This window comes from Nisaea nitritireducens, assembly GCF_014904795.1.
GTDB lineage: Bacteria > Pseudomonadota > Alphaproteobacteria > Thalassobaculales > Thalassobaculaceae > Nisaea > Nisaea nitritireducens.
In genome coordinates this window covers 27,695-54,222 of record NZ_JACZFS010000020.1, presented here as the reverse complement: position 1 = coordinate 54,222, position 26,528 = coordinate 27,695, and the positions used below count along the sequence as shown (strand labels likewise).

The following is a 26,528-nucleotide window of genomic DNA, read 5'->3' as shown; positions in this document are numbered from 1 at the left end:
TCAGCTCTCTGCGGGCAATCTTGTTCGGCGGGTCATCACCAGGAAGACAGCGGAGACCACGGCGGTGAGGGCCGCGTAATCGACCGGGCCCGGAATCGTTCCGAAAATCATGGCGTCCGTTATGACACCGACAACCGGGACCATCAGCGTTCCGACGGTGGAGACCACGACCGGAAGCATGTTCACCACGCTGAAATAGGCCCAGTAACAGAAGATGCCCGTGATCGTCATGTTGTAGATGAGGCCGAGCGTCGGGACGAGCGTGACCGCGTCCGGCATGTTCTGATAATCCCAGGCAAGCGCGATCACCGCGACGGGCAGCGCACCCAGCATCTGCTGCCAGCCGGTAAGTACGGTCACCGACATGGAAAAGCGGAAATACTTCACCGCCGCCGTGCCCATGCCCCAGCTCATCGCGGCGAGGACGACCAGGACCGGACCGAGCGGGTCGCCCGACACGGCGCGGTCGTCGCCGAAGAACAGCAGGCCCATGCCGACGAGGCCCAGGCCCAGTGCCAGAACGGACCGGGCGCGCAAGGGCTCCTTGACCAACCATGCGCCGGTCAGGGTTGCCCAGAGCGGCATGGTGTACGCGAGGATTGCGGCCCGGCCGGATTCCATAAGGTCAACGCCGTAGAGGACCGCAATGTTCCAAACCGACATATTGAGGAGGGAGACGATTACCAGTCCCTTCCATTCCGCGCGCGGCACGCGGAGTGTCCGGCCGTTGGCTTTCGCCATCGCGAACAGCCCCAGACCCGCCGAAATTCCTGCCACTGCGCGGAAAACAAAGGGCGGGTATTCGGCAAGGGACAGCTTCATCACCGGCCAGTTAAGGCCCCAGAGCAGGGCGAGCATGGCCAGCAGGAAGACCGCGAATGCCGGTATTTCTGCCGATTTTTGCGGCGAGGGTTGGTTCACGGGCGTAGAGCCCCTAACTCTGTGAAGGGTGTGTGAAGAGAAAGTTTGCTAACCCATTTGTTGCTTGAGTGCCAGACTTCTAAACCCCTAACATCCGCCGCGAGAGATATCGGCCGCTGCGACCGCAACGGCCCGACGAGGAGGGACTTCATGGTAAAATTCGGCATTGGCCAGGCGATCAAACGCGTTGAGGATCAGCGGTTGCTGACCGGTCAGGGTAATTATACGGATGACGTTACGCCCGACGGCACCGCCCGGGCCTTCATCCTGCGTTCCCCTTACGCTCATGCGCGGATCAACGGGATAGATACGGCGGACGCGGAAGCGGCCCCCGGTGTCATCGCCGTTCTGACCAACAAACATGTGAAGGAAGACGGGCTGGGCGATCTTCCCAGTCTGGCGCCTGCGCCGAACAAGGATGGCAGTGCGCGAGCCGATACGCCGCGCCCGATCCTTGAAGGTGATACGGTCCGTCATGTCGGCACGCCCGTCGCCATGGTGATCGCGGAAACGCTGGATCAGGCACGCGATGCGGCGGAACTGATCGATGTTGATTACGAGCCGCTGCAATCCGCAACCGATACCGAAGGCGCCACCAAGCCGGGTGCGGCCCAGCTCTATGAGCATATCCCGCACAATGTCTGCTTCGACTGGCAGAAGGGCGATCTGGAGATGGCCGAGGCCGCCTTCACACGGGCGAAAAAGGTCGTCCGGACCAAGGTCGTCAATAACCGAATCATCGTGAACTCCATGGAGCCGCGCGGTGCCATCGGCCTTTACGATGCGGAGACGGATCGCACGACACTCTACAGCTCTACCCAGGGTCCGAGCTTTATTCACCCGATCCTCGCCGACGCGGTGCTGAAGATCGATAAGGAGAAGCTGCGCTGCATCACCACCGATGTCGGTGGCGGGTTCGGTATGAAGATCTTCCTATATCCGGAACAGTGCCTGCTTGCCTGGGCCTCCCGCCGCCTGAAGATGGCGGTGAAATACACCCCGGAACGCTCCGAAGCCTTCATGAGCGACACCCAGGGCCGGGACAATGTGAGCTATGTCGATGCCGCGCTTGACGAGAACGGCAAGGTTATCGGCATGAAGGTCGAGACCTTCGCCAATCTCGGCGGCTACCTATCGAATTTCGGCCCCTTCATCCCGACCGAGGCGGGCACCCACATGCTTTCCGGCGTCTACGACATTCCGGTGATCTACGTGAATGTGAAGGGCGTGCTCACCAACACCACGCCGGTGGATGCCTATCGTGGCGCCGGCCGGCCGGAAGCGGCCTATCTGATCGAGCGGGTGATGGATAATTGCGCGGCGGAAACCGGCCTCGGCCGGGACGAGATACGGCGCCGCAATTACATTAGGCCGGATCAGATGCCCTACAGCACCACGCTCGGCAATGTCTACGACACCGGCGAATTCCAGATCGTCATGGAGAAATGCCTGGCGAAGGCGGACTGGGACGGGTTCGCCGCCCGCAAGGCAGAATCGGTGAAGAACGGTAAGCTGCGCGGCATCGGCCTCGGCTACTACATCGAGAAATGCGGTGGCGGGAACCCGGAGACGGCCGATATCCGTTTCACCGAGGACAACAAGATCGAGATCTATATCGGCAACCAGTCGAACGGGCAGGGGCACGAGACCGCCTATGCCCAGGTGCTGGGCGACGTGCTCGGCATCGACGGTGAGGATATAAGGATCATCCAGGGCGATACCGACCGTACGCCTCCCGGTCTGACCGGCGGCTCCCGCGCTCTGCCGGTGGGCGGCGTCGCGGTGTTGCTCGGAGGCCGCGAGATTGTCGAGAAGGGCAAGAAGGTCGCGGCCCGGGTGATGGAAGCGGCGATCGAGGATATCGAGTTCACAGACGGCACATTCACCGTCGCCGGGACCGACAAGACCATGTCGATCTTCGAGGTGAACCGGGAGGCCATGAGCGAGGAAGAGGCGGGCCTCGACACCACGCACAAGCGCACGCCGGAAGCGGCGACTTTCCCGAACGGCTGCCATGTTTGCGAGCTGGAGATCGATCCGGATACCGGTATTGTCGAGATCCAGAAATACAGCGTGGTCGACGATTTCGGCTCGGTCATCAACCCGAACCTGCTGGCCGGTCAGGTGCATGGTGGCGTCGGCCAGGGCCTCGGTCAGGCGCTCTATGAGAACACGATCTATGACGAGGAAAGCGGCCAGCTCGTGACCGGCTCCTACATGGATTACACCCTGCCGCGCGCGGACCATGTGCCGTGGGTCGATTTCGAAACCCACAATGTCTGGTGCACGACCAACCCTCTCGGCATCAAGGGTTCCGGCGAGGCCGGTGCCATCGGTGCACCGCCTGCGGCGATCAGCGCGGTCTGCGACGCGCTCGGCGTCACCAATATCGACATGCCGGCGACGCCGGAGAAAATCTGGGCGGTGGCCAACGCGGGTAAACTCGCGGCGGCCGAATAGGTATCATTCTGAAAAGACGGTTGCGGAAACGCAGCCGTCTTTTCTTGTATGACAGTTCAAGAATTCAAAAGGGGGGAAGCCATGACGGCACCGATCGAATGCTACACGTGGAAGACGTCGAACGGCCGCAAGATCACGATCATGCTGGAAGAGTGCGGTATTCCGTACAACCTGCACCCGATCAATATCGGTGAGGACGATCAGTTCACGCCTGAATTCATCGCTATCAACCCGAACTCGAAGATCCCGGCGATCATCGACCCGGACGGCCCGGGTGGGAAGCCCTACACGGTCTTCGAATCCGGCGCGATCCTGATGTATCTGGCCGAGAAGACCGGTAAGTTCTTGCCGACCGACATGGCCAGGCGCTATGAGGTCATCCAGTGGCTGATGTTCCAGATGGGCGGCATTGGCCCGATTTTCGGCCAGGTGCATCATTTCAAGCGCGCCGCGAAAGAGAAGGTGCCTTATGGCATCGAGCGGTACGGCAAGGAATGCCTCCGCCTTTACGGCGTGCTGAACAGCCGCCTCGAAGGCCGGGACTATCTCGCCAATGACGAGGTCTCCATCGCCGATTTTGCAACCCTGCCCTGGGTGTTCCGCCATGAGTGGCAGGAAGTGGATCTGAACCAGTTCCCGAACGTGAAGCGCTGGTACGACGCCATGATGGCGCGTCCGGCCCTCAGCCGGGGTATGGAACTGCCCTGATCCGAAACCGGATTTATGGTTAAAAAGCGGGGTCGCGGCGGTATCGTCCGGCCCCGCGTCTGCTTATAGTGCCGCTGCCCGCGCATTCCTCGGGAGGGAGGCGACAGGCTCGAAATTCACACCAGGAGGAGAAGGCCATGACCATCCGGCTTGGCGACATAGCGCCTGATTTCACGCAGGACTCCACGGACGGCAAGATCAATTTCTACGATTATGCGGGCGACAGCTGGGTCATCCTGTTCTCGCACCCGAAGGATTTTACCCCGGTCTGCACCACCGAGCTCGGCTACATGGCCGGCCTGAAGCCGGAATTCGACAAGCGCGGCGTCAAGGTGCTCGGCCTTTCCGTCGATGGTCTCGGCGACCATGAGAAATGGGCTGACGACATCAAGCAGACCCAGGGCAACAGCCTGAACTTCCCGCTGGTGGCGGACCACGACAAGACGGTCGCGGGCCTTTACGACATGATCCACCCGAACGCGAACGATACGCTGACGGTGCGTTCGGTCTTCGTCATCGACGGCAACAAGAAGGTCCGTTTGATCCTGACCTATCCAGCCAGCACCGGGCGCAACTTCGACGAAATCCTGCGCGTGGTGGATTCCCTGCAGCTGACCGACAAGCACAAGGTGGCGACGCCGGTGAACTGGCAGGACGGTGGCAAGTGCATCATCGTCCCGGCGCTGTCCAACGACGACGCCAAGAAACTGTTCCCGGGCGGTTGGGACGAACAGCGCCCTTATCTCCGCGTGGTCGATCAGCCGGGTGCGTAAGGGCTGACCATTTTGGGAAAAGGGCCGGTTCGACCGGCCCTTTTTAATTTCTGCACATCATTTTCTCTGATCGTCATCCCTGCGAAAGCAGGGACCCAGGGATGACGAATACAACTCTATGATCCCTGAGTTCCCGCCTGCGCGGGAATGACGGTGAGGGGGCGTGCCGCAAGAACGCTTTAGCGCCATCAAAAGGGAATAACACCTTAATAATGTAGCAAAAATCCGGCACTCTTCCGGCAAGTCGACAAGATCGATCGTAGCAGGAGGGCGGGACATGAGCGGAAACGATAAGGGCACAGAAACGGCAACGGATTTCTCTGTCGGTTTCATCGGTCTTGGCGGGATGGGCCGAGGGGTGGTGAAAAACATGCTGGCCGGAGGCGCCGTGGTCTCGGTGCACGATCTTGATCCGGAGGCGGTTGCACTGGCTGTCTCGCAGGGTGCCAGCGCCGAGCCGGATCTCGCGCACATGGCGGCCAATGTTGATGTTCTCGGCATATGCATCACCACGGCGGAGGCGGTCCAGGAACTCGCTCTCGGGCCGGACGGTTTGCTATCCCATATGCGCGACGGAGCGGTCTTCCTTGATCACACGACGGTCTCGCCGGAGCATGTGGACAAGATGCGGGAGGCCTGTGCCGCGCGCGGGATCGACTATTGCGAGGCACCGATGACCCGGACGCCGGTCCATGCCGACCGGGGCGAGGTGAATATCCTGTTCGGCGGAACGGAGGTATTGCTGGAGCGGTTGCGTCCGCTGTTCGAGACCTATGCCGAGAACATCTTTCATGTCGGCCCGGCCGGACACGCGATCCGCCTCAAATTGATCCACAATTACATAGCCTTCGCCAATGTCGCTTCCTGGTGCGAGGGCTTCGCGCTCGCTGCCCGGGAAGGGCTCGACATGGACAAGGTGATCGGCATCATCTCGGCTGCCGGCGGCAAGTCGGGCATGATGGATCTCTATGGCGAAGCCACCCTGAAACGCGACTTCACGCCACTGATGTCGCTGGCCAACGCCCAGAAGGATGTTCGTTATTACGCGCAATGGCTGGAGCAGGCAGGCCTGCCGGGTTTCATGGCGGAGTCGGTTCACCAGACCTACGCGCTGGCCTCTATCATGGGCTTCGAGGATGAAAGCTGCACGGCCGTGATCAAGGCTTATGAAAAGCTGACCGGTGTTGAGGCTCGGTTGCCGGGAGCTTTGGAAGGTGGCTAAAAGAAATGGAGCCCTTTCAACCAAGATTGAGAAAGCTCATCAATGGCGCACGCGATTTCCCTTTCATCAAACAATGTGAGTGCGGATCGTGTTCGCCAGTTGTGGCGAGACTTCGGTTCGCTGGAGAATGCGCCAACTATGTCTGGTCTCGATTATCCGCCTCACATCACTTTTGCGGTTTGGGATGAGAGTAACACGAGCACTGCCGAAGGTTTAATCAGGTCTGTATTCGGGGGGATGTCTCCAATACGCCTGACTTTTGATCGCATCCGATGGTTCGATACTGATCCACTGGTCATCTGGGCCGCCCCATCTTCGCCAGAAGAGCTGTTTGCGTTTCACGTTGCCCTTCATCGACAGAGATATTTCCAGTCCTGCCGCGCGCATTACCGGCCAGAGAGTTGGGTGCCTCACTGTACGCTTGCCATGGATGTCGCTGCAGACAACCGGCAGCAAGCAATCGAATTGGCATCGCGGCCTATTACCCCTTTTGACGTCGTCTTTGATGCTGTGGACTGGGTTTCATTTCCGCCCGTAGACTTAAAGTATCGTCTTGGCTGCGGGGTGTAATTAATCAGTTTGGAATGCTGATCCCTCTGCTGATATCCAAAATCGTCACTCTGGCCGGAGAGCCGGGACCTGGGCGATCATAGGGTCGCGCCCATGTTCCCTAGGTCTCCGCGTGCGCGGGAATGACGTTTCGGGGAGGAGGGCGCGGCGCGGGGAAACATCCCGCTCACGATAGTTTTTGCTGCATGCGGGGGCACAACAGACTAGGCCTCCCCTGTAGGGTTTTGTGGCGTCTTCCAATAAGGCGGAGATGATGGGGCAGGATAAAGCAGCAACGGACGGCGCGCGGGCGTTCTGGTCTCTCGGCGATGGCCGGGGCGAGATCAGGGCGGCGGCACTTGCTACGCCGGGGCCGGATGAGGTGCTCGCGGAAACTGTTTATTCCGCCGTCAGCAAGGGCACTGAGAGTCTAGTCTTCCGGGGCGGCGTGCCGGAGTCCGAGTGGGGGCGCATGGCCTGTCCGTTTCAGGAGGGGCAATTTCCGGGGCCGGTGAAATACGGCTATGCCGCCGTTGCTCGTGTTGTCGAAGGGGCGGCGCTTGAACCGGGGTCGTTAATTTTTGCGCTCTACCCGCACCAGACCCGCTTCGTGTTGCCGGCCGCTGCGGCCATTCCTGTGCCGGAAGGCGTGACGCCTGAGCGGGCCGTGCTGGCCGCCAATATGGAAACGGCGCTGAACGCGGTCTGGGATGCTGAAGCGGCACGCACCGGCCGGATTGCCGTCATCGGTGGCGGCATGGTCGGTTTGCTCACCGGCTATCTCGCCCGCCGGTTCTGGGGGGCGGAGGTCTGGGTGATTGACCCGGTCGAAAGCCGTAAAGCGGTGGCGGAGCAGCTTGGCCTGCACTTTGCGGAGACCGGCACGCAGTTGGAGAAGTTCAGCTTGCTTTTCCATGCCAGCGCGACCGAGGCCGGATTGCGCACGGCGCTCGACCTCGCGGCCTTCGAGGCGACCATTATCGAGTTGAGCTGGTATGGCGACCGAGAGGTTTCCCTGCCGCTTGGCGGCGCCTTCCATTCCCAGCGTCTGACCATCCAGGCCTCCCAGGTCGGTGCCGTGGCGCCGTCCCGCCGGGAGCAGGCGCGGCACGCCGAGCGTCTGGCCGAGGCGCTGACGCTGCTGGACGATCCGGCGCTGGACATTCTCATCACCGATGAAAGCCCGTTCGAAGCTCTGCCGGAGGTACTGGCGGGACTTGTCGCCGGAGCACCTGAAACGCTCTGCCATCGCATTCGTTATTCTGACTGACCGGAGTATTTCAATGTACGCACTCACCGTTCGCGACCATGTCATGATCGCGCACAGCTTCAATTCCGAAACCTTCGGCCCGGCCCAGCGGCTGCACGGCGCGACCTATGTGATCGACGTGGAATTCCGCCGGGCGGAGCTGGATGCGGATAATCTGGTGGTCGATATCGGCGCCGCCTCGGAGCGGCTGAAAGCGGTGCTGGAGCCGCTCGGCTACCGTAATCTGGACGATCTGCCGGAATTCGCCGGAGAGAACACGACGACCGAGTTTCTGGCCCGGCACATCTTTGACCGGATGGCGGGCGCGATTGCGGCCGGAGAGCTTGGCGAAGGCGCGAAGGAGCTCGCCTCCATGAAGGTCACCCTGCACGAATCCCACATCGCCTGGGCTTCCTATGAGGGGATGCTGTGAGCGCGGACCCGTTCAAGGGCACGGAGCCGCCGGTCCATTTCATCGTCCCGGGTCCATTGGAAACGCTGACCGGCGGGTTCATCTATGACCGTCACATGGTTGACGGGCTGAAGGCAGCCGGACGTCTTGGCATGGTGCATGAGCTTGCCGGCGATTTTCCGAGAGCCGCTCCCTACGATGTCGCGGCCGGAGCGGCAGTGCTGTCGGGCCTGCCGGACCGGACCCGTTGCGTGATAGACGGTCTGGCACTCACGGCACTCGGCCAAGCGGTTTTCCGGCATGCCTCCCGGCTCGATATCGTGGCCATGATCCACCATCCGCTGGCCGATGAGACCGGCCTCAGCATGGCGGAGCAGGAGGCATTCTTCCAGGCGGAGAAAGCCGTGCTGAATGAAGTGGCACGGGTTGTCGTTTCAAGTCGCCGCACGGCGGAGCGGCTGGCGGATTTCGGTGTGCACCCGTCTTCGGTCCATGCGGTCGAGCCCGGAATTTCCAACTGGGTGTCGTCGGTCGAAAAGCGCCCGGCAGATGGGCCGCTTCGCATTCTCTCGGTCGGCACGCTGACACGGCGCAAGGGGCATGACATCGCCTTGCGGGCTCTGGCCAATTGCCGCGACCTCGACTGGCAGCTCGACATCGTCGGAGCCGCCCGGGACGAGGCACATGCGGCGGAACTGGACTCCCTGATCGTCGAGCTTGGTCTGGAGGATCGGGTCACGCTGCATGGCGAGGTGGCGGATGAGGCCTTCTCCGGGATGCATGGCACTGCCGGGCTGTTTCTGTCGGCGACACATCACGAAGGGTTCGGCATGGCCCTCGCGGATGCCGTCGCCGCCGGGCTGCCGGTTGTGACGACGCATGAGGGCGCGGTTGCCGATGCGGTGCGCGCGGCGGCACGGCTGGTGCCTGCCGGTGAAGCCGGGGCATTGACCGATGCCTTGCGCGATGTGCTTGGCGATGGTGAGCAGCGGGTACAACTGGCCGGACGGTCCGTCGTGGCGGCGGCCACGCTGTCCGACTGGGCGAGGGCCAAGGCGGCATTCCAGAGGGCGGTGGATGGGGTGATACTGCAGTGAGCGGGTTCTCTGACGCCTGGCTCAGTGCCCGCGCGGCCTGGGACAGCCCGGCCCGGAGCCGGAGCGTAGAGGATGCGCTGGTCGGATGGGCCCGCAAACGCGCACCGGACGGGCAACGTCTCCGGGTCGTCGATCTCGGGGCCGGGAACGGGAACAACCAACGCCATCTCGCACCGCTGCTACCGGCGCCGGTGGACTGGATGCTGGTTGATAGCGATCAGGCATTGCTGGCCAGCGCGGAGCGGACTGCCGATTTGAAGCCGGGCGACTCGCTGGTCGCCGAAGTGACGGATCTCGCACACGCCGATCTGGCAAAGCTGGTCGTGGCGGCCGACCTTGTCACGGCCTCCGCGCTGTTCGATCTGGCTTCGCAAGACTGGCTCGACAATTTGCTCGATGCGCTGGCAGACGAAGGAACGGCCCTGCTGGCCGTTCTGACCTATGACGGGCGGATTGAGGCCGGTACCGATCAAGAGACGCTTGCGGAAGTGAGGGACCTTGTGAACCGGCACCAGCGGACGGACAAGGGGTTCGGTCCGGCGCTTGGCCCTGATGCGTCAGCCGCACTGTCCGCCGGTCTCGCCGCACGTGCCTATGATGTGCGGGATGGGGAGAGCGACTGGATCGTCGCACCCGGTGATCCAGGCACGCGCGAGCTGGTGGGCGGTTGGGTTGAGGCCGCGTCCGAGATGGCGCCGGAGAGGGTTCGTGATTTCGAGGCTTGGGCTGAAACCTTGTATGCGCAGCCGGAAGCTAAGATCCGTGTTGGCCATCGCGACCATTTCGCCACGCCGCCTCTCAGCTGAGCCGGCAGTCAAACAGGGTATCCGACCCCAGTTTGTAGGTTTGAGCCTCGAAACGCCGCGCTTCCGCAAGCGTTTCAATCTCCGGCAGGACAAGACCCGGGCGGCCGGAGCCGATCAGCATTGGGGCAACGGCGATGTGCAGCCGGTCTATCAGGTCCGCACTCAGGAAACGTGAAATCGTATTTCCGCCGCCTTCGATCAGGATGGTGCGCAGTCCCTTGCTGCGAAGCTGTTCCAGAAGCCGGTCCGGCGCAACCTGTTCGGCACCGGTTGCCTGAGCAAGGGCGGAGCAGTGCGGCGGCAGTTCGGAAATATCGAGGCCGGTCACCAGCAAAGTCTCGGCGTCGGGTTCCGCCAGCAGGGCGTGCTCTGCCGGAACGCGCCTTTTCGGATCGATCACCACACGTACCGGGTTTGGCCCGGTGACGCGCCGAGTCGTGAGCCGGGGATTGTCCAGGACCGCCGTGTTGGCGCCGACGATCACGGCATCGGCAATGGCCCTCAGGCGGTGCAGGTGGTCGAGACTTTCGGGGCCGTTGATATAGTGGGAATGGCCGCTGGCGGTCGCGATCCTGCCATCGAGGCTCTGGCCGATCTGGGCGATGACAAGGGGGCGTTCCATACAGTCCCGGGCGAGATCGCGGTAGAGCTGCCAGGGAATATCGTCATCTGACCGCGCGTCTTGCGGGTTCGTGCCGCTGACCTTGCCAAGCAGCGCAAGAATGCTCGACCAGTCGCCGCTCATGGTGCCGCGCCGAACGGCTCACCGCCCTCGACCGGCCAGTCCGCGACATCGGCGATCAGGTCGGCAAGCTGGGTCGCATAGGCGGCGAGCAGGGCTGTCCCCTGTTCCGCCGTTGCCAGACTGGCATTGCCGGTCGCGCCTTCCGGGTTCAAATCCTCCGCGTTCCAAGCATAACCGCCGGCACCGGAAAGGCCGAGGCGTTTCGCCGTGCGGATGCGGTCCGCCGCTTGGTTCGGAAAGTTCGCTATCTTGTCCCGGCGCACCAGCTCCGGGTGAAGCGCCAGCATCAAAGCGGTTTCGATTTGGCCGCCATGCAGGCCGAATGCCCGCTCGTTCTCGGCGATCAGGTCCGGCGGCAGGTCGAAGCGGAAGCTGTTCGCCCGCACGGCCAGCATCCCGGCCTCGCTGCGGAGCCGCTGTGTCACCAGATCGACGATCTGGGGCTGGCCGCCATGGCTGTTCAGGATGATCAGCTTGCGCAATCCGGCCGCAGAGACGGACATGCCGATTTCCGTCCAGGAGGCGAGCAGGGTCTCGGCTTCATGGGTGAGCGTGCCGACGAAATTCATATGCTCCGGGCTAAGACCGACAGACTGGGAAGGCAGCCGGATCAAATCTAAATCAGTGGCAACCCGTTCGGCCGCGGCCGCAAGAATGCCTTCGGAGATCAGGATGTCGGTTGCCAGCGGCAGGTGTGGGCCATGCTGCTCGATAGCACCCACGGGAAGCACTGCGACGGTGCGCGCCGGATCGAGCGCTGCGACCTCAACAGTGGTCAGATGGCCCCACGTCCTGATTGGCATCCTGTTGAAATTCCGGCTGTTTCTGCTGTGATGATGGTTAGAGCACATACTGCCGTGACTGGTCCTGTCAAGTCGATACACGGCGGCGTGATAAAATGTTCGTCACATTTATGAAATTGAAATGTCATTTATTATACGCAATATATTCAAATAATGAGCCTCTTTCTTTTATTTTTCTAATTGATGGTAGTAAAAAATAAATAATTATCAGTTATATTGTTTGAGTACGTGAATGGATATTGAGTCCGTCGCGTTATTATTGGCATGTCTTGGCACGGCAGGCGTTGGAACAATGTTAAGCTCACCTTTTCTTGCGGGAGCATATCTCGGCGTGCGGCGCCGCTGACGGGCTTCAGGCCTGCCATCGGCACCGTATGGTTCGGGATTCCCTAGCGTTTAATCGCAGGCTGGCGGCTTGAGCGCCCGGTCTTCTGCGCCGTGAATACGGATCAGAATGCGGCGCGGCAAGTTTCGCTGCTGGCGGCTGCGCAATTGCTCTTTCCGGCTACGGCCGAGAGGTTTGACCTCAAGCGGGTCTGCCCTGTCGGCATCTTCGGTCAGGATACCGAGGCCGAGATCGTCGAACCCGATCAGGGACAGTATCCAGTTTTCCTCCTTTCAGGTGATCCTGGCTGCTGCTGGCGTCGCCAGTGCGGGAAGACATGTCTCGTCCGGTTTTCCCAATTTAGCCATCAGGCTGCGCTGAATTTCTCCGGCACTCCTTCTGGTTGCCGCCGCGTGCCGTCGTTCGAGCAGGATCTGCCGCAACCGGTTCGCTTGGTCGAATTGTAGATAGATGCGGAAATCGGAGCCGAATGCCTTTGCCTCCGGTACCACGAGCCGGCCTTTCAGCTGGCCGAAATCAATACCGGGTTTTAGGAGGTGCGCCTCCGGCACGGCGCTGGATGCATCGCTGACCGTCATACCGAAGGTAAGGCGGGAGAGGGGCGGAGGCAGATCCGTCTTCTGGATGGTGGCTCCCACGGCTGGGCTTGCCAGAGCCAGCGCGAGAGACATGAGGGCGGCGGAAGCCGGCCGCATGTTTATCTGAGGCCCGCGCGCATCAGGCCGCGTTTCAAACCGCTGAACTGGCCAATGGCGGCGAGACCTGCCTGTCGGATCAGTTTCTGCGGTCCGGCCGGGCGGGTGGCGACACCTGCAAGTGCGCCGATGGCGGACAATCGTCCGGCAACGTCAAGCTGACGGCGGGGCGCATAGGCATCGAGCACCTCCTGGCTGCCGATATCGTCACCATTGGCAGTGGCGGTGGCGAGGAGGGACTTCAAGGTCATGATGTCCCGAACTGACATGTTCCAGCCCTGGGCAGCGATCGGCGGCGCGATATGCGCGCTCTCACCGATCACGATGACCCGTTCCCGTGCCGGTTGCGGTGTAAAGCCGAGAGCCAGGGGGAAAATGGCTTTCTGACCGGCGAACCCGATATGGCCGAATGTGTCCTGACGGCGTGTCAGCTTGCGTTCAATGGTCTCGTCCGAATGGGTGGCAAGAGCGGCGATCTCGTCCGGGGCGGCGATGGTGATCAGGGAGGCGTCGTGCTCCGCGACGGGGATCAGGGTGAGAGTGCCGGTATCGTCATAGCGTTCGATACAAAGCCGTTCGTGTGGGCGCTCGAGCCGGACCGGCACGCAAAAGGCGCTTCGGCCGAGCGGTTTCTTGCGCATCCGGATGCCTGCGGCTTCCCGCGCCAGGGACTGCAAGCCATCGGCGGCAACCACCAGCCGGGCTCTTACTTCCCGGCCGTCGTCCGTTTCAATCCGGACGCTGTCTGCCGACGTCCGGACGCCGGTGACCGTGGCTTTGTGTTGCCGGACATCCGGCATGACGGCCATCAGGTCCCGGATGAACAGATTCTGGGCCAGGAAGGCCTCGCCGGCATCCGCCGCCGTGAACAGTTCCGAGACAATACCGAACGGTCCGGTTGTTTCAATCCGAAGATCCAGAAGCGGGGTTGCCCTTGTGCGGACATCGATACCCAGCTGATCCAGTGCATCGACGCTTGATGGCATCAGGGCGGTAGTCCGCGGATCTGCGGACCGGTCGACATCCGGTCCGATCATCACCACATCCGCCCCGCATTCGCAGAGCGCATGGGTGGCGAGGCGGGCGGTCGGGCCATTCCCGATAACGGCGATATCGACAAGCATTGCAGTTCCTTTTTGGCGTCCGTCAGTTTCGGTCCGTAGTTAGTAATCTGCAAGTTTTCGCAACAGGATCCAATCAATCCCGGAATGGTTGATCTTAATAGGATGATTTTAAGGTATATTTAGTGCGTATGGCGCTTGAAACCCGCTCTGACAGCCGTTTTAAAAGTCGAAGGCATTAAGCCGCATATTAATAAAAATCTACCTATGACGATCACGGAAAAATTGAATGTTTCGGCGCAACATGGTATGGTTACCCATCTGAACGCCAATTGCCCAAATCAACAAAGGCAACGACGCAAAGCTTCGGCAGAGCGGTACGCACATGGCGGCGCCGAATCAGGCGCAGCAGAACGCTTTTAGACATCGCGATGCTGCCTGAGGGGAGGGGATGATTCCTGTCTGGACAATCGCGTGGATAACAAACTTTCGATTCAGGGACGTTAACACGGCATGGGGGTGAGGATATGAAGAACGCGGCTAATCGTCTGGCCGACGATCTGTCTGAAGACACAGCGTTGGCGACGGAAAAGGATGACTCGGACCGGGGCAAGACGACCTCGAACAATCCGGTCGACGTGTTCGTGGGCGCCCGTCTGCGCCGCCGCCGCAAGGAAATGGGCATGACCCAGCGCATCGTTGCGCAGAAGATCGGCGTTACCTCCCAGCAATATATGAAATATGAGCGGGGGGATAACCGGATCAGCGCGTCGCGTTTGTTCGATGTAGCCTCGGTCCTGAATACACCGGTCTCTTTTTTCTTCGATGAGATGGACGAGCAGACGATTGCCCAGTCTCCGGCGCGTCTGCTGGGTGCCGAAGGCATGGCGCCGCCAATGGTCAGCACGCATGATGTCGAGATAGATTCTCCGCTGGCGCGCCGTCAGGCAAATGATCTTGTCCGGCTCTGGTGTGATCTGCCGGAACATGCGCGGACCCGCATTGTCGATTTGGTGCGGACTATGTCGGAGCTGGCCGATCAAGGCCACGACAACGAGCGGGTTTGATCCTGACTTAAGGTAAAGATCCAAACGCAGTAGAGAAATTGCCGCTTCAGCGGCAATTTCTGTTTTCAGGTACCGCCGCCTCTAACCGGATCAGTCCGTAACGCCGGATCAATCCGTAGAGATGGTGTACGGCGTGGTCAGGTGATGTTCTTCCAGATTACCGCCCGGCCCGACCCGGTCCACGATCAGGAAATCGGACGGCCCGGTCAGCGGTGCCAGCACGCCGTGCCAGCAATTTATCTTGTACTGAATGCCCTGACTGCCGTTCGTCAGGAACGCGCGCGGTGTCCCCGGCGTGCCGTACCTGTCTTCGGCAACGATGACCAGAAACCGGGTTCCCGCCATCGGCACGAAAGCCTGGCTGCCATGCGGGTGCCGCTCCATCATGCTAAGGGAGAGCGGCAGGGTGACGGCCTCGCTGCGCCCGACGCTCAGGCTTACGGCGCCGTCAGCATCTGTCTCCGGACGGGCGAGATCGTGATGGCGGCCGCAGAGACCGGCGTTGATCATGAAGTCTGGCGTGCCTGTCGCTTCCAGCACGGCGCCGAACGGTGCGAAAGCCTCCGCCGTCAGCGGCTGCGCCTTGATAGTTCGGCTCATCGACCGAACCCGCCGACGCCGGTCAGCTTCGGATGCCGGTGCATGTCTTTGTAGAGCAGATAGCGGAACGGCTCCGGCCCGGCCGCGTAGCAGGCCTGCGGGCAGAAGGCACGCAGCCACATATAGTCGCCCGCCTCGACCTCCACCCAGTCCTGGTTCAGCTTGTAGACGCCCTTGCCTTGCAGCACGTAGAGGCCGTGCTCCATGACGTGGGTTTCCTCGAACGGAATGGTGCCGCCCGGCTGGAAAGTGACGACTGTGATATGCATGTCATGCCGCAGGTCTTCCGGGTCGACGAAACGCGATGTCGCCCAGCGGCCTTCGGTATCTGGCATGGCGTTCGGCGTGATGTCCCGGTCATTCGCGAACAGCGGCTCGGGTGCGTCGAGCCCTTCCACAGCCTCGTACATCTTGCGGATCCAATGAAACTTCGCCGTCTCGCTTCCCCGGTTGCGCAGGGTCCAGCCCGATGTCGGCGGCAGAAAACCGAAACCGCCCGGCTCCAAAACATGTTCTGCCCCATCGATACTGACCGTGATCGAGCCTGAGACAACGAACAGCGCGCCTTCCGCGCCTGCTTCCGGTTCCGGCTTGTCCGAGCCGCCACCGGGGCCGACTTCCATCACATAATGGGAGAAGGTCTCGCTGAAACCGGAGAGCGGCCGGGCGATGATCCAGCCCCGGGTCTTCTCCCAGAACGGAAACAGGCTGGCGACGATATCGGTCATCACGCCTTTCGGGATCACCGCATAGGCGTCGGTGAAGACCGCCCGGCCTGTCATCAATTCGCGCTGGCCCGGCAGGCCGCCCTCGATGGCGAAGTAGGCTCCGCTGTCCTTGTTTTCCATGCTCATGGCAGCAGATCCTTCAATCTGAGTTCGGTGATGCGTTCGACCTGGCGGCAGGCCTCGGCCATTTCCGTCTCCCGGTCACTGCCGATGCGGCGCTGAAAGGCAGCGAGGATACCGGCCTTGTCATGATCGCGGACGGCGATGATGAACGGGAAGCCGTGCTTGGCCACATATTCCGCGTTCAGCGCCTCGAAGCTGGACCGTTCGGCGTCGGTCAGGGCGTCGAGCCCGGCGCTGGCCTGCTCTGATGTGGAATTCTCGGTCAGACGTTTCGCCTGCGCCAGCTTGCCGGCAAGGTCTGGATGGGCGTTCAGCACGCCAAGCCGTTCCGCCTGGCTGGCCGAGCGGAAGATCCGGTTGAGAGCGTTGTGCAGGCCGGTTGCCGTGTCGTGCGCCGGGCCGCGTTCCAGATCGAAGGCCTGCTCGGCAATCCAGGGAGAGTTCTCAAAGATGCCGCCGAAGCACTCGACAAACCGTTCGCGGGACATGGCGCCGGGCCGCTCCCAACGCTTGTGCGGGAAATTGGCTTTCCAGTGCTCGGCGATCTCGATCCGGCGGGCAAACCAGACATCGCTGTGGGATTGCGCGTACTCGATGAACCGCTTCAGCCCGGCAGCCCGTCCGGGCCGGCCGGTGAGGCGGCAATGCAGGCCGACGGACATCATGGCCGGGCGACCGGCCGCACCTTCCGCGTAGAGACCGTCGAAACTGTCTTTCAGATACTGGAAGAACTGCTCGCCGGTATTGAAGCCCTGCGGTGTCGCAAACCGCATGTCGTTGGCGTCGAGCGTATAGGGAATGATCAGCTGATCGTGCTCGCCCGCTTCCATCCAGTAGGGCAGGTCGTCGGCATAGCTGTCGGAGATATAGTCGAAGTCGCCCCGCGCGGCGACGAGCCCGACCGTGTTCATGGAGCAGCGGCCAGTATACCAGCCGCGCGGCGCCTCTCCGGTGACTTCGGCATGCAGGCGGATCGCTTCCACGATCTGGGCCAGCTCCTCCGCTTCGGTCATGTCCTTGTGCTCGATCCATTTGAGCCCGTGCGAGGCGATCTCCCAATGAGCCTCCTGCATCGCCTTCACCTGCGACGGACTGCGGGCGAGCGCAGTGGCAACGCCATAGACGGTGAGCGGGATGCCGGCCTCGGTGAACAGCCGGTGCAGGCGCCAGAACCCGGACCGGGCGCCGTACTCATAGATCGATTCCATATTCCAGTGCCGCTGGCCTGGCCAAGCGGCGGCACCGACGATCTCCGAGAGGAAAGCTTCGGAGGCGTCGTCCCCGTGCAGCAGGTTGTTTTCGCCGCCTTCCTCGTAATTCAGGACGAACTGCACCGCGACCTTCGCGCCGCTTGGCCAGGCGGCATTCGGAACGGTCTGGCCATAGCCTTCAAGATCGCGCGGATAGGTCCCCATATTTCTTCCTCTCATGCCTGCGGGTGCCATCGTTCCAGAGAACTGCCCGGCGGACATTCAACAAAATTTTGAAAGAGTCTTATGACAAGCCCCCTTTCATATACAATTCCTAGACAATCTAATTCAGTCAAAGAACGCGGTCGTGCAAAGACTGCAACCGGGATCAACCCGGCAAAACAGGGGCAGACTTGCTATGGCGTCAGGACGATTGACGACTCATGTGCTTGATCAGGCGGCAGGGAAGCCGGCGGCGGGGCTGAAGATTGAGCTTTTCCGACTGACCGGTGGCGTGCCGCAACCGATCTCGCACGCGGTGACGAACGCGGACGGGCGGACGGACGGCCCGATGGCGCATGGCGAGAGCTTCACGCCCGGCGTCTATGAACTGCTTTTCCATGCTGGCGATTATCTGAAGGCGGCTGGTCATGTCGGAGACGGCATCCTGTTCCTCGACACCATTCCGCTGCGCTTCGGTATCGAGGATGCGGACCAGCATTTTCATGTGCCGTTGCTGCTTTCCCCCTACGGCTACGCGACCTACAGGGGGAGCTGACGGGTGACGATGGCGCGGGGCGAAATCCGGTTTCTGCTGAACGACCGCGAGATACGTCTCGGGACGGTCGGGGCCGGTGACACCCTGTTGGACCATCTCCGCCTCGATCAGCGCTTGCGCGGAACAAAGGAAGGCTGTGCCGAGGGCGATTGCGGCGCCTGCACCGTTCTGGTTGGGCGGCGTGCCGGCGGCACGATCCGGTACGAGACGGTCAATGCCTGTATCCGGCTGCTTGCCTCTGTCGATCTTTGCCATGTGGTCACGGTGGAATATCTGCGCGGCCCGGAGGGCGGGCTGCATGCGGTTCAGCAGGCGATGGTCGATCATCACGGCAGCCAGTGCGGCTTCTGCACGCCCGGCGTGGTGATGTCTCTCTACGCGCTCTGGATGGAAGCGGGCTGCACGTCCGTGGAGGCCGTGGAAACCGCGCTTCAGGGCAATCTCTGCCGCTGCACCGGGTATGAGCCGATTGTCCGCGCCGCACTCGCGGCAGGCAACACCGCGCCGGACGGGGACTTTCTCGCCGCGGAACGGGCTCATGTGCTCGAACGCCTGGCGGCGATGACTGACGGTGCGCGGGTCATGGTGTCACGTGACGAGAGCACCGCCATACTGCCTGCGAATGCCGGCGATCTGGCGGTGATTCTCGCTGAATATAAGGACGCAACCATCGTTGCTGGCTCTACCGATGTCGGACTCTGGGTGACCAAGCATATGCGCGATATCTCACCCGCGATCTTCGTCGGGCATCTCGACGAGCTGAAGAGGATTTCGGTCGAAGAGGGTGCGGTGACGCTGGGCGCCGGTGTCAGCTATTCCGATGCAGCGCCTGTTATTGCCGAGCATTTCTCGCACTTGCCGGAGTTCTGGAGCCGGATTGGTGGTTGGCAGGTGCGCAATATGGGGACGGTCGGCGGGAACATCGCCAACGGCTCCCCCATCGGTGACACACCGCCGGTGCTGATCGCGCTCGGTGCCGAATTGACACTGCGCCGGGTAGAGGGGCAGCGCCGGATCCTGCTGGAAGAATACTTCATCGATTACGGCAAACAGGATCGGGCGCCGGACGAGTTCGTTGAGGCGGTGCATATACCGCTGCCCGCTGCTGGATCGCTGAATGCTGCCTACAAGATATCGAAGCGCCGGGATGAGGATATCTCGGCGGTTTGCGGGGCGTTTTCCGTCACTGTTGAAGAAGGCCTGGTGGCGCGTGCCCGGCTGGCCTTCGGCGGAATGGCGGCGACGCCAAAGCGTGCGGCAGGCGCGGAGGCTGCCCTCGTCGGCCAGGCCTGGAGCGAAGCAAGCGTGCGCGCGGCGATGGCGGCTTTGGCCGATGATTTCTCGCCGCTGTCCGACTGGCGGGCCTCGGCAGAATATCGCAGCCGGGTGGCGGCGAACCTGCTGCTGCGTTTTTATCTCGAGACGACTGGCAGCCAGCCTGCACGGTTGAGCGCATGATGGACGGCGGGCGGAAAGACGCAGGCACGAGAGTGCGGGGCGGCGTCCATAGCGCCGAGCGTCATGACTCGGCCCACAAGCATGTCACCGGCGCGGCGGATTACATCGACGATATGGTGGAGCCGGTCGGCACCCTGCACGCGTATTTGGGCCTCTCGGAAGCCGCCCACGCGGAAATTGTGTCGATCGACCTGACTGCCGTGCGGTCGGCACCCGGCGTTGTAGATGTGCTGACGGCGGCGGATATCCCGGCCGTAAACGATGTCAGCCCGGTCCACGCCCATGACGATCCTGTCTTCGCCGAAGACAAGGTGATGTTCTGGGGCCAGCCTGTTTTCGCCGTGATCGCGGAGAGCCGGCTGCAGGCCCGCCACGCGGCGACACTGGCCCGGATCGACTATCGCCCGCTCGATGCCGCTATCGACATCGATGCGGCCATGGCTGCGGGGGGCGACCTCGTTACCAAGCCTCTGAAACTGGAACGCGGTTCCGTCGACAAAGCGCTGGCTGAGGCGCCAAACCGGATTATCGGCAATATGGAAATCGGTGGCCAGGACCACTTCTATCTGGAAGGCCATATCGCTTTTGCCATCCCGGGCGAGGACGAGACCGTGACCATCCATTCCTCGACCCAGCACCCGAGCGAGGCGCAGACCCTCGTTGCCCAGGTGCTTGGTGTGGCCGCGAATGCGATCTCCGTGCAGGTCCGGCGGATGGGAGGCGGCTTCGGAGGCAAGGAATCCCAACCGGCGTTGTTCGCTGCCGTTGCTGCCCTTGCGGCCAAGCGTCTGAACCGTCCGGTGAAGATCCGTCCGGACCGGGATGACGACATGATCGCCACCGGCAAGCGGCATGATTTCAAGGTCGCCTATGATGTCGGTTTCGATGACGAGGGCCGGATTCTCGGTGTCGAGGGGACCTACGCCGCGCGTTGCGGGTTCTCGGCGGACCTTTCCGGTCCGGTGACCGACCGGGCGCTGTTTCATGCCGATAACGCCTATTACTTCCCGCATGTCCGGCTGAAATCCCTGCCTCTCAAGACCAACACAGTCTCCAACACGGCCTTTCGCGGCTTCGGCGGGCCTCAGGGCGTGGTCGGGGCGGAACGAATCGTCGAGGAAATCGCCTACGCGCTCGGCAAGGACCCGCTGGAAATCCGCAAGGCGAACTTCTACGGCCCGCCCGGCAGGGATGTGACCCCTTATCACCAGACGGTGACGGACTCGATCCTCGACCGGCTGGTGAGTGAACTGGAAATCAGCTCCGATTATCAGGCGCGGCGCGAGGCCATCCTCGATTTCAATCGGCAGGGTGGGGTGATCCGCAAGGGCATAGCTCTGACGCCGGTCAAGTTCGGCATCTCCTTCACAGCGACCTGGTTTAATCAGGCGGGCGCCCTGCTGCATGTCTACAAGGACGGCTCGATCCATCTGAACCATGGTGGCACGGAGATGGGGCAGGGGCTTTTCACCAAGGTCGCGCAGATTGTCGCTGACTGCTTCCAGGTGGACCTGGATCGCATCCGGGTCAGCGCGACCTCGACCGAGAAAGTGCCGAACACCTCCGCGACTGCTGCCTCTTCCGGCTCCGATCTGAACGGGATGGCAGCCCAGAACGCAGCGGAGCAGATCAAGCAGCGGCTCGTGGCGTTCGCTTCTGAGAAATGGTCGGTTTCGGCAGAAGAGGTGACATTCGGTCCGGGCGGCGTGTGTGTCGGCTCCAAGACTGTCCCGTTCGATGTATTGGTCGCCGAGGCCTACATGGCGCGGGTGCACCTCTCCGCCGCCGGTTTCTACAAGACTCCCGATATTCATTGGGACCGGGAAGCGGGCAAAGGCCGGCCTTTCTATTACTTCGCCTATGGCGCGGCGGTCTCCGAGGTTTCCATCGACACGCTGACCGGCGAGTACCGGGTTGAGCGGACAGATATCCTGCATGATGTCGGAAAATCCCTGAACCCTGCCATCGACAAGGGGCAGGTCGAGGGCGGGTTCGTGCAGGGCGTCGGCTGGCTGACGACCGAAGAACTCTGGTGGGACGACAAGGGGCGGCTGCGCACGCATGCGCCGTCGACCTACAAGATCCCGCTCGCCTCGGACCGGCCACGCATCTTCAATGTCGCGCTGGCCGAATGGTCGGAGAACAAGGAACGTACTATCCGCCGCTCCAAGGCGGTGGGGGAGCCGCCGCTGATGCTCGGTATTTCCGTGCTGGAAGCGATTTCCATGGCGGTGGCGAGCGTTGCCGATTACCGGGAATGCCCACGGCTCGACACACCGGCGACACCGGAGCGGGTGCTGATGGCGGTGGAGCGGCTGCGGGCACATGGGGGAGCCGAAGCATGAGCACACCGATTTCTTTCTTCACGAGCACTCCGGCGGCAATCCGGCTGGAGCTGGTCACGGTCAGAGGCTCCGCTCCGCGCGCCGAGGGCACGGTGATGTATGTCTCGGCCGAGCGGATCGAAGGCAGCATCGGCGGCGGCCGGCTTGAATTCATCGCCATAGAGGCGGCGCGGGACATGCTGGAGGCGGGTTCCCGGGAACGGCGGCTTGAAGTCCCGCTCGGCCCGGAAATCGGGCAATGCTGTGGCGGCTATGTCGCCATCGCCATGGACTTGCTGGATGCAGCCGCCCTTGGAGCGGAAGAGGCGCGCAGGGCGGCTGACCGGAGCGCCTTGCCGTCGGTCTATATTTTCGGCGCCGGTCATGTCGGACGGGCGCTGTCGGACAGTTTCAGCCTGTTGCCCGTTCAGGTCACGCTGGTGGATGAGCGGGAGGAGGAGTTGGCATTGTGCCGCGCTCCCGTTCGCCAATGTCTGACGCCTCTGCCGGAAGCCGAAGTGCGCGCCGCGCCATCTGGCAGTGCCTTCATCGTGCTGACCCACGATCACGCACTGGATTTCATCATCACGGCGGAAGCTCTGATGCGTGGCGATGCGGCCTATGTCGGGATGATCGGATCTGATACGAAGCGGGCCTCGTTCGAGCGCTGGTGCCGGAAAAGCAGCGCGCCTGTGGGGCGGACAGAGCATCTGGTCTGCCCGATCGGGGCACAGGGCAGCGGCGACAAGCGGCCTGAAGTGATCGCGGCCTTCGTTAGCGCCGAGGTGATCGCGCGATTGACGCCAGTAGCCGGTCCGGTGGACCCTCAACTGGAGCTGCTGGGGAGCGGGGGACTTGAATGAGTGACGGGACGACGCGCCGTCTGGATCTGAAAGGCATTACCAAGGCCTTTCCGGGCGTGCTTGCCAATGACGATGTCAGCTTTTCCGTGGCGCCGGGGGAAATCCATGCGCTGCTCGGGGAGAATGGCGCGGGCAAGTCGACGCTGGTGAAGATGATCTACGGCATCATGCAACCGGATGCCGGAGAGATCCGATTCGACGGTGAGCTGGTTCATGTCGCCAGCCCGAAAGCCGCCCGGGCCATGGGCGTCGGCATGGTGTTTCAGCATTTCTCGCTGTTCGAGCCGATGACCGTTCTGGAGAATATCGCTCTCGGTCTGGACGAGGCGATCTCCTATGCAGATCTCGAAGCCCGTATCCGGGAGGTGCTGGAAACCTACCAGCTCTCGCTCGACCCGCACCGTACCGTGGCGACGCTCAGCGTCGGCGAACGCCAGCGCATTGAGATCGTCCGCGCCCTGCTGCTGGAGCCTCGGCTGCTGATCATGGACGAGCCGACTTCGGTGCTCACACCGCAGGAAGTCGCCCAGTTGTTCGACACGCTGCGGGCTCTGGCCGCGCGGGGCTGCTCCATCCTCTATATCAGCCACAAGCTGCATGAGATCGTGGAGCTCTGCCATTCGGCGACCATCCTGCGCGGCGGCCGGGTGGTGGCGGAATGCGATCCGCGCGCCGAATCCTCCCGCAGCATGGCGGAGATGATGATCGGCGGCGCGCTGAAGGAAATCGAAAAGGCGGCAGACCGGAGTTTCGGCGTCGAGCGGTTCATCGTCGGCGGTCTATCCCTGGAAGCCGATGACGCATTTGGCACCTCACTGAAAGACATCAGTTTCTCCGTTAGGGCTGGCGAGATCTTCGGCGTTGCCGGTGTCGCCGGGAACGGTCAGAACGAGTTGATGCTGGCCCTCAGCGGTGAACGGCCGGTGGAGAGCGCTGGTGCCATCAATATCGACGGGAACCCCGTCGGCACGCTCAATGCGGAGAAACGTCGTCGGTTCGGCCTCTGCGCCGTGCCGGAAGAGCGTAACGGCCATGGCGCCGTGCCGGGTTTCTCGCTCTCCGACAACGCGATCCTGACGGCCCGGACCCGGAAGAACATGGTGCGGTTGGGCGTGATCGATGCTGGCGTTGCGGAGAGTTACACGAATGAGGTCATAGGCGGTTTCGCTGTGAAGACAACCGGCGCGAAAGCGCCGGCGAGTTCTCTCTCCGGCGGTAATCTGCAGAAATTCATCATGGGGCGGGAGATCATGCAGGCGCCTGACGTGCTGGTGGTCTCGCAGCCGACCTGGGGCGTGGACGCGGGCGCGGCGGCGGCAATTCATCAGGAGCTGGTCGATCTGGCCGCGCGCGGCTCCGCCATCGTGGTGATCAGCCAGGATCTGGACGAGTTGATGGCGATTTCCGACACCATGGCGGTGATGAACGAAGGAAAGCTCTCTCGCACCCTCGCGGTCGGGGAGGCTTCGGTCGACGAGATCGGTCTCTTGATGGGCGGCGTACATGGCGACCCGGACGCAACGGCGGATTATGCGGGAGCGACTCATGCGGCTTGAGCTGGTCAAACGGAAACAGCCAAGCCGCGCCATGCTCTACCTGACACCGGTCTTCTCGGTGCTGCTGACCATGGTTGTGGGCGCGACGATCTTCTCGTTGCTTGGCTATGACGGGCCGGGTGCGGTCTGGAACATCTTCTTCGTCCCGGCGCTCGACCCGAACAAATGGCAGGATCTCGGCATCAAGGCGGCGCCGCTGATCCTGATCGCCATCGGGCTTTCCGTCGGCTTCCGGGCCAATGTCTGGAATATCGGGGCGGAGGGGCAGTATGTCATCGGCGGTCTGGCCGGCACCGGCGTGGCGCTTGCCACCTGGCAGATGGAAGGCTGGTGGATTTTGCCGCTGATGTGCCTCGCCGGTGTAGCGGGCGGCATGCTCTACGCGGCAATCCCGGCATTCCTCAAGACAAAGCTGAACGTGAACGAGATCCTGACCAGCCTGATGCTGACCTATGTCTCGGTCCAGTTGCTCTACTACCTGATGCGTGGCCCCTGGAAGGACCCGGAAGGCTTCAACTTCCCGCAGAGCCGGATGTTCACCGACAGCCAGATGCTGCCGGAGATCGGCAATACCTTCGTGCATTACGGTGTGCCGATCGCCTTTCTGGTCGCGCTGCTGGCCTGGTTCATCCTGTCCAAGACTGTGTTCGGTTTCGAGATCAGGGTGGTCGGCGCGGCGCCCAATGCGGCCCGGTATGGCGGCTTCAACCGGACCCGGACGATCTGGACCTCGTTGCTGGCGGCCGGAGGCCTCGCCGGGTTCGCGGGCATTCTGGAAGCGGCGGGGCCTTACGGGCAGATGGTGCCGCAATTCCCGACCGGCTACGGTTTCACGGCGATCATCGTCGCCTTTCTCGGCCGTCTGCATCCGGTCGGCATCATGCTGGCGGCCATCATCCTCGCGATCTCCTATGTCGGGGGCGAAATCGCGCAATCTTCCATCGGCCTGCCGAACGCGGCCAGCGGCCTGTTTCAGGCGATGATGCTGTTCTTCCTGCTGGCGACCGACATTCTTGTGAATTATCGCGTCCGCTTCAGCGGTGTGCGGAGCGGGGGCGCGGCATGAACGAAGCCATCCTGATAGCGATCCTCGTCACCGTCGTTGGCGCGGCGACGCCGATCCTGCTGGCCGGTTTGGGCGAGCTGGTGGTGGAGAAGGCGGGCGTGCTCAATCTCGGGGTCGAGGGCATGATGCTGGTCGGCGCCGTCACCGGTTTCGCCGTCACCACCATGACCGGCGCCACCTTCATCGGCATCGTCGCGGCAGGGCTGGCGGGCGCCGGTGCCTCGATGATCTTCGGCTTTCTCACCCTGACGCTGACCGCGAACCAGGTCGCGACCGGCCTCGCACTCACTATCTTCGGTGTCGGCCTGTCCTCGTTGATCGGTGCCGGGTTCGTCGGCCAGACGGTGACGGTGCTCGGCCCGCTCTTCCCGCCAGCGCTGGCAGAGCATGAGCATCTGCGCATCCTCTTCGGCTACGATCCGGTGGTTTATTTCTCCTTCGCCATGACCCTCGTCGTCGCCTGGTTCCTGCGCCGGACCCGGGCAGGCCTGATCCTGCGCGCAGTCGGCGAAAACGACGCATCCGCCCATTCCATCGGCTATTCGGTGATCGGCGTGCGCTACATGGCCGTCGCCTTCGGTGGCGCCATGGCTGGCATCGGCGGCTGCTACTACTCGCTGTTCCTTACCCCGATGTGGGCGGAACGGCTGACAGCCGGGCGCGGCTGGATTGCGCTGGCGCTGGTCGTGTTTGCTGCCTGGAAACCGATGCGGCTGCTGGCAGGCGCTTACCTGTTCGGCGTTGTCATGACGCTGGAGCTGCATGCCAAGGCGGCAGGTTTCGAATATGTCCCGCCGGAATTCCTGGCGGCGATGCCGTATCTAGCCACCATCGTCGTGCTGGCATTGATCTCACTGCGGAAATCCGTCGGCGCGCAGGCGCCGGCCTGTCTGGGGAAACCGTTCAAGCCGTCGACCTAGTCGATCAG

Annotated in this window: 25 protein-coding genes; 17 read left to right on the top strand and 8 right to left on the bottom strand. The window is 62.3% G+C overall.

What is annotated here, in order from left to right:
* Positions 1 to 921: a DMT family transporter gene (locus IG629_RS08665; protein WP_193171554.1), complete on the bottom strand. Its 921-nt coding sequence runs from the start codon at positions 919 to 921 to the stop codon at positions 1 to 3.
* A 150-nt stretch (positions 922 to 1,071) separates the two neighbouring features.
* Between IG629_RS08665 and IG629_RS08660 the strand changes: the two genes are divergently transcribed.
* From IG629_RS08660 to IG629_RS08620, 9 genes are all read left to right on the top strand, one after another.
* A complete protein-coding gene (locus IG629_RS08660) occupies positions 1,072 to 3,381 on the top strand; it encodes a xanthine dehydrogenase family protein molybdopterin-binding subunit (protein WP_193171553.1) in 2,310 nt (769 codons plus the stop codon).
* An 81-nt stretch (positions 3,382 to 3,462) separates the two neighbouring features.
* Positions 3,463 to 4,089 (top strand): glutathione S-transferase family protein, encoded by a 627-nt coding sequence (locus IG629_RS08655; protein ID WP_193171552.1) that lies wholly within the window; start codon positions 3,463 to 3,465, stop codon positions 4,087 to 4,089.
* A gap of 137 nt (positions 4,090 to 4,226) precedes the next feature.
* A complete protein-coding gene (locus IG629_RS08650; protein WP_193171551.1) occupies positions 4,227 to 4,862 on the top strand; it encodes a peroxiredoxin in 636 nt (211 codons plus the stop codon).
* A 277-nt stretch (positions 4,863 to 5,139) separates the two neighbouring features.
* The gene (locus IG629_RS08645; protein WP_193171550.1) at positions 5,140 to 6,084 is read left to right on the top strand and encodes an NAD(P)-dependent oxidoreductase; all 945 of its coding nucleotides are present in this window, start codon (positions 5,140 to 5,142) and stop codon (positions 6,082 to 6,084) included.
* Between the two features lie 42 nt (positions 6,085 to 6,126).
* Positions 6,127 to 6,654, top strand: coding sequence for a 2'-5' RNA ligase family protein (locus IG629_RS08640; protein WP_193171549.1), 528 nt, complete (start codon positions 6,127 to 6,129; stop codon positions 6,652 to 6,654).
* Between the two features lie 226 nt (positions 6,655 to 6,880).
* Positions 6,881 to 7,903 (top strand): zinc-dependent alcohol dehydrogenase, encoded by a 1,023-nt coding sequence (locus tag IG629_RS08635; RefSeq protein WP_319025047.1) that lies wholly within the window; start codon positions 6,881 to 6,883, stop codon positions 7,901 to 7,903.
* A gap of 13 nt (positions 7,904 to 7,916) precedes the next feature.
* Entirely contained in the window at positions 7,917 to 8,315 is a 399-nt protein-coding gene (locus IG629_RS08630) for a 6-pyruvoyl trahydropterin synthase family protein (protein ID WP_193171548.1), read from the top strand.
* The gene (locus IG629_RS08625) at positions 8,312 to 9,391 is read left to right on the top strand and encodes a glycosyltransferase family 4 protein (RefSeq protein WP_193171547.1); all 1,080 of its coding nucleotides are present in this window, start codon (positions 8,312 to 8,314) and stop codon (positions 9,389 to 9,391) included. Before IG629_RS08630 ends, IG629_RS08625 begins: the two co-directional genes overlap by 4 nt.
* Positions 9,388 to 10,197 (top strand): class I SAM-dependent methyltransferase, encoded by an 810-nt coding sequence (locus tag IG629_RS08620; RefSeq protein ID WP_193171546.1) that lies wholly within the window; start codon positions 9,388 to 9,390, stop codon positions 10,195 to 10,197. The genes IG629_RS08625 and IG629_RS08620 overlap by 4 nt, the downstream gene beginning before the upstream one ends.
* On the opposite strand, the gene IG629_RS08615 is transcribed toward IG629_RS08620, so the two are convergent.
* The 4 genes from IG629_RS08615 to IG629_RS08600 all read right to left on the bottom strand — a co-directional run bounded on the left by IG629_RS08615 (position 10,190) and on the right by IG629_RS08600 (position 13,910).
* A complete protein-coding gene (locus IG629_RS08615; RefSeq protein WP_193171545.1) occupies positions 10,190 to 10,942 on the bottom strand; it encodes a RibD family protein in 753 nt (250 codons plus the stop codon). The genes IG629_RS08620 and IG629_RS08615 overlap by 8 nt on opposite strands.
* Positions 10,939 to 11,745: a creatininase family protein gene (locus IG629_RS08610; protein ID WP_193171544.1), complete on the bottom strand. Its 807-nt coding sequence runs from the start codon at positions 11,743 to 11,745 to the stop codon at positions 10,939 to 10,941. Before IG629_RS08610 ends, IG629_RS08615 begins: the two co-directional genes overlap by 4 nt.
* 618 nt (positions 11,746 to 12,363) lie before the next feature.
* Positions 12,364 to 12,786, bottom strand: a complete 423-nt coding sequence (locus tag IG629_RS08605; RefSeq protein ID WP_193171543.1) for a hypothetical protein — start codon at positions 12,784 to 12,786, stop codon at positions 12,364 to 12,366.
* 2 nt (positions 12,787 to 12,788) lie between these two features.
* Positions 12,789 to 13,910 (bottom strand): FAD-dependent monooxygenase, encoded by a 1,122-nt coding sequence (locus tag IG629_RS08600; protein ID WP_193171542.1) that lies wholly within the window; start codon positions 13,908 to 13,910, stop codon positions 12,789 to 12,791.
* A 464-nt stretch (positions 13,911 to 14,374) separates the two neighbouring features.
* Here IG629_RS08600 and IG629_RS08595 point away from each other — a divergent pair, with 464 nt between their 5' ends.
* Positions 14,375 to 14,914, top strand: a complete 540-nt coding sequence (locus tag IG629_RS08595) for a helix-turn-helix domain-containing protein (protein ID WP_193171541.1) — start codon at positions 14,375 to 14,377, stop codon at positions 14,912 to 14,914.
* Between the two features lie 108 nt (positions 14,915 to 15,022).
* Here IG629_RS08595 and IG629_RS08590 read toward each other — a convergent pair whose 3' ends face one another.
* Genes IG629_RS08590 through puuE form a run of 3 tightly spaced genes read right to left on the bottom strand, consistent with a single transcriptional unit; the run spans position 15,023 to position 17,780 of the window.
* On the bottom strand, positions 15,023 to 15,514 hold the full coding sequence (locus IG629_RS08590) for an ureidoglycolate lyase (protein ID WP_193171540.1): 492 nt from the start codon (positions 15,512 to 15,514) through the stop codon (positions 15,023 to 15,025).
* Entirely contained in the window at positions 15,511 to 16,368 is an 858-nt protein-coding gene (locus IG629_RS08585; RefSeq protein WP_226886558.1) for a bifunctional allantoicase/(S)-ureidoglycine aminohydrolase, read from the bottom strand. The genes IG629_RS08590 and IG629_RS08585 overlap by 4 nt, the downstream gene beginning before the upstream one ends.
* Positions 16,365 to 17,780, bottom strand: coding sequence for an allantoinase PuuE (puuE, locus tag IG629_RS23045; protein ID WP_193171539.1), 1,416 nt, complete (start codon positions 17,778 to 17,780; stop codon positions 16,365 to 16,367). The genes IG629_RS08585 and puuE overlap by 4 nt, the downstream gene beginning before the upstream one ends.
* A gap of 193 nt (positions 17,781 to 17,973) precedes the next feature.
* Between puuE and uraH the strand changes: the two genes are divergently transcribed.
* From uraH to IG629_RS08545, 7 genes are read left to right on the top strand one after another with little or no spacing between them, the layout of a single operon-like run.
* A complete protein-coding gene (gene uraH, locus IG629_RS08575) occupies positions 17,974 to 18,333 on the top strand; it encodes a hydroxyisourate hydrolase (protein ID WP_193171538.1) in 360 nt (119 codons plus the stop codon).
* Between the two features lie 9 nt (positions 18,334 to 18,342).
* A complete protein-coding gene (gene xdhA / locus IG629_RS08570) occupies positions 18,343 to 19,791 on the top strand; it encodes a xanthine dehydrogenase small subunit (protein ID WP_193171589.1) in 1,449 nt (482 codons plus the stop codon).
* Positions 19,788 to 22,136, top strand: a complete 2,349-nt coding sequence (gene xdhB / locus IG629_RS08565) for a xanthine dehydrogenase molybdopterin binding subunit (RefSeq protein WP_226886557.1) — start codon at positions 19,788 to 19,790, stop codon at positions 22,134 to 22,136. The genes xdhA and xdhB overlap by 4 nt, the downstream gene beginning before the upstream one ends.
* Positions 22,133 to 22,978 (top strand): xanthine dehydrogenase accessory protein XdhC, encoded by an 846-nt coding sequence (gene xdhC / locus IG629_RS08560; RefSeq protein ID WP_193171537.1) that lies wholly within the window; start codon positions 22,133 to 22,135, stop codon positions 22,976 to 22,978. The genes xdhB and xdhC overlap by 4 nt, the downstream gene beginning before the upstream one ends.
* Entirely contained in the window at positions 22,975 to 24,534 is a 1,560-nt protein-coding gene (locus IG629_RS08555; RefSeq protein WP_193171536.1) for an ABC transporter ATP-binding protein, read from the top strand. The genes xdhC and IG629_RS08555 overlap by 4 nt, the downstream gene beginning before the upstream one ends.
* On the top strand, positions 24,524 to 25,600 hold the full coding sequence (locus IG629_RS08550; RefSeq protein ID WP_193171535.1) for an ABC transporter permease: 1,077 nt from the start codon (positions 24,524 to 24,526) through the stop codon (positions 25,598 to 25,600). Before IG629_RS08555 ends, IG629_RS08550 begins: the two co-directional genes overlap by 11 nt.
* The gene (locus IG629_RS08545) at positions 25,597 to 26,520 is read left to right on the top strand and encodes an ABC transporter permease (protein ID WP_193171534.1); all 924 of its coding nucleotides are present in this window, start codon (positions 25,597 to 25,599) and stop codon (positions 26,518 to 26,520) included. Before IG629_RS08550 ends, IG629_RS08545 begins: the two co-directional genes overlap by 4 nt.
* Positions 26,521 to 26,528 lie beyond the last annotated feature (8 nt).

Bases quoted from the DNA above. Each gene is read 5' to 3' on its own strand.
- xdhC (WP_193171537.1), top strand. From the start codon at position 22,133: ATGAGCACACCGATTTCTTTCTTCACGAGCACTCCGGCGGCAATCCGG.
- IG629_RS08590 (WP_193171540.1), bottom strand. From the start codon at position 15,514: ATGAGCCGAACTATCAAGGCGCAGCCGCTGACGGCGGAGGCTTTCGCA.
- IG629_RS08600 (WP_193171542.1), bottom strand. From the start codon at position 13,910: ATGCTTGTCGATATCGCCGTTATCGGGAATGGCCCGACCGCCCGCCTC.
- IG629_RS08605 (WP_193171543.1), bottom strand. From the start codon at position 12,786: ATGCGGCCGGCTTCCGCCGCCCTCATGTCTCTCGCGCTGGCTCTGGCA.
- uraH (WP_193171538.1), top strand. From the start codon at position 17,974: ATGGCGTCAGGACGATTGACGACTCATGTGCTTGATCAGGCGGCAGGG.
- IG629_RS08610 (WP_193171544.1), bottom strand. From the start codon at position 11,745: ATGCCAATCAGGACGTGGGGCCATCTGACCACTGTTGAGGTCGCAGCG.
- IG629_RS08555 (WP_193171536.1), top strand. From the start codon at position 22,975: ATGAGTGACGGGACGACGCGCCGTCTGGATCTGAAAGGCATTACCAAG.
- xdhA (WP_193171589.1), top strand. From the start codon at position 18,343: ATGGCGCGGGGCGAAATCCGGTTTCTGCTGAACGACCGCGAGATACGT.
- IG629_RS08585 (WP_226886558.1), bottom strand. From the start codon at position 16,368: ATGAGCATGGAAAACAAGGACAGCGGAGCCTACTTCGCCATCGAGGGC.
- IG629_RS08615 (WP_193171545.1), bottom strand. From the start codon at position 10,942: ATGAGCGGCGACTGGTCGAGCATTCTTGCGCTGCTTGGCAAGGTCAGC.
- IG629_RS08645 (WP_193171550.1), top strand. From the start codon at position 5,140: ATGAGCGGAAACGATAAGGGCACAGAAACGGCAACGGATTTCTCTGTC.
- IG629_RS08660 (WP_193171553.1), top strand. From the start codon at position 1,072: ATGGTAAAATTCGGCATTGGCCAGGCGATCAAACGCGTTGAGGATCAG.
- IG629_RS08550 (WP_193171535.1), top strand. From the start codon at position 24,524: ATGCGGCTTGAGCTGGTCAAACGGAAACAGCCAAGCCGCGCCATGCTC.
- IG629_RS08595 (WP_193171541.1), top strand. From the start codon at position 14,375: ATGAAGAACGCGGCTAATCGTCTGGCCGACGATCTGTCTGAAGACACA.
- IG629_RS08640 (WP_193171549.1), top strand. From the start codon at position 6,127: ATGGCGCACGCGATTTCCCTTTCATCAAACAATGTGAGTGCGGATCGT.
- puuE (WP_193171539.1), bottom strand. From the start codon at position 17,780: ATGGGGACCTATCCGCGCGATCTTGAAGGCTATGGCCAGACCGTTCCG.
- IG629_RS08630 (WP_193171548.1), top strand. From the start codon at position 7,917: ATGTACGCACTCACCGTTCGCGACCATGTCATGATCGCGCACAGCTTC.
- IG629_RS08655 (WP_193171552.1), top strand. From the start codon at position 3,463: ATGACGGCACCGATCGAATGCTACACGTGGAAGACGTCGAACGGCCGC.
- xdhB (WP_226886557.1), top strand. From the start codon at position 19,788: ATGATGGACGGCGGGCGGAAAGACGCAGGCACGAGAGTGCGGGGCGGC.
- IG629_RS08545 (WP_193171534.1), top strand. From the start codon at position 25,597: ATGAACGAAGCCATCCTGATAGCGATCCTCGTCACCGTCGTTGGCGCG.
- IG629_RS08650 (WP_193171551.1), top strand. From the start codon at position 4,227: ATGACCATCCGGCTTGGCGACATAGCGCCTGATTTCACGCAGGACTCC.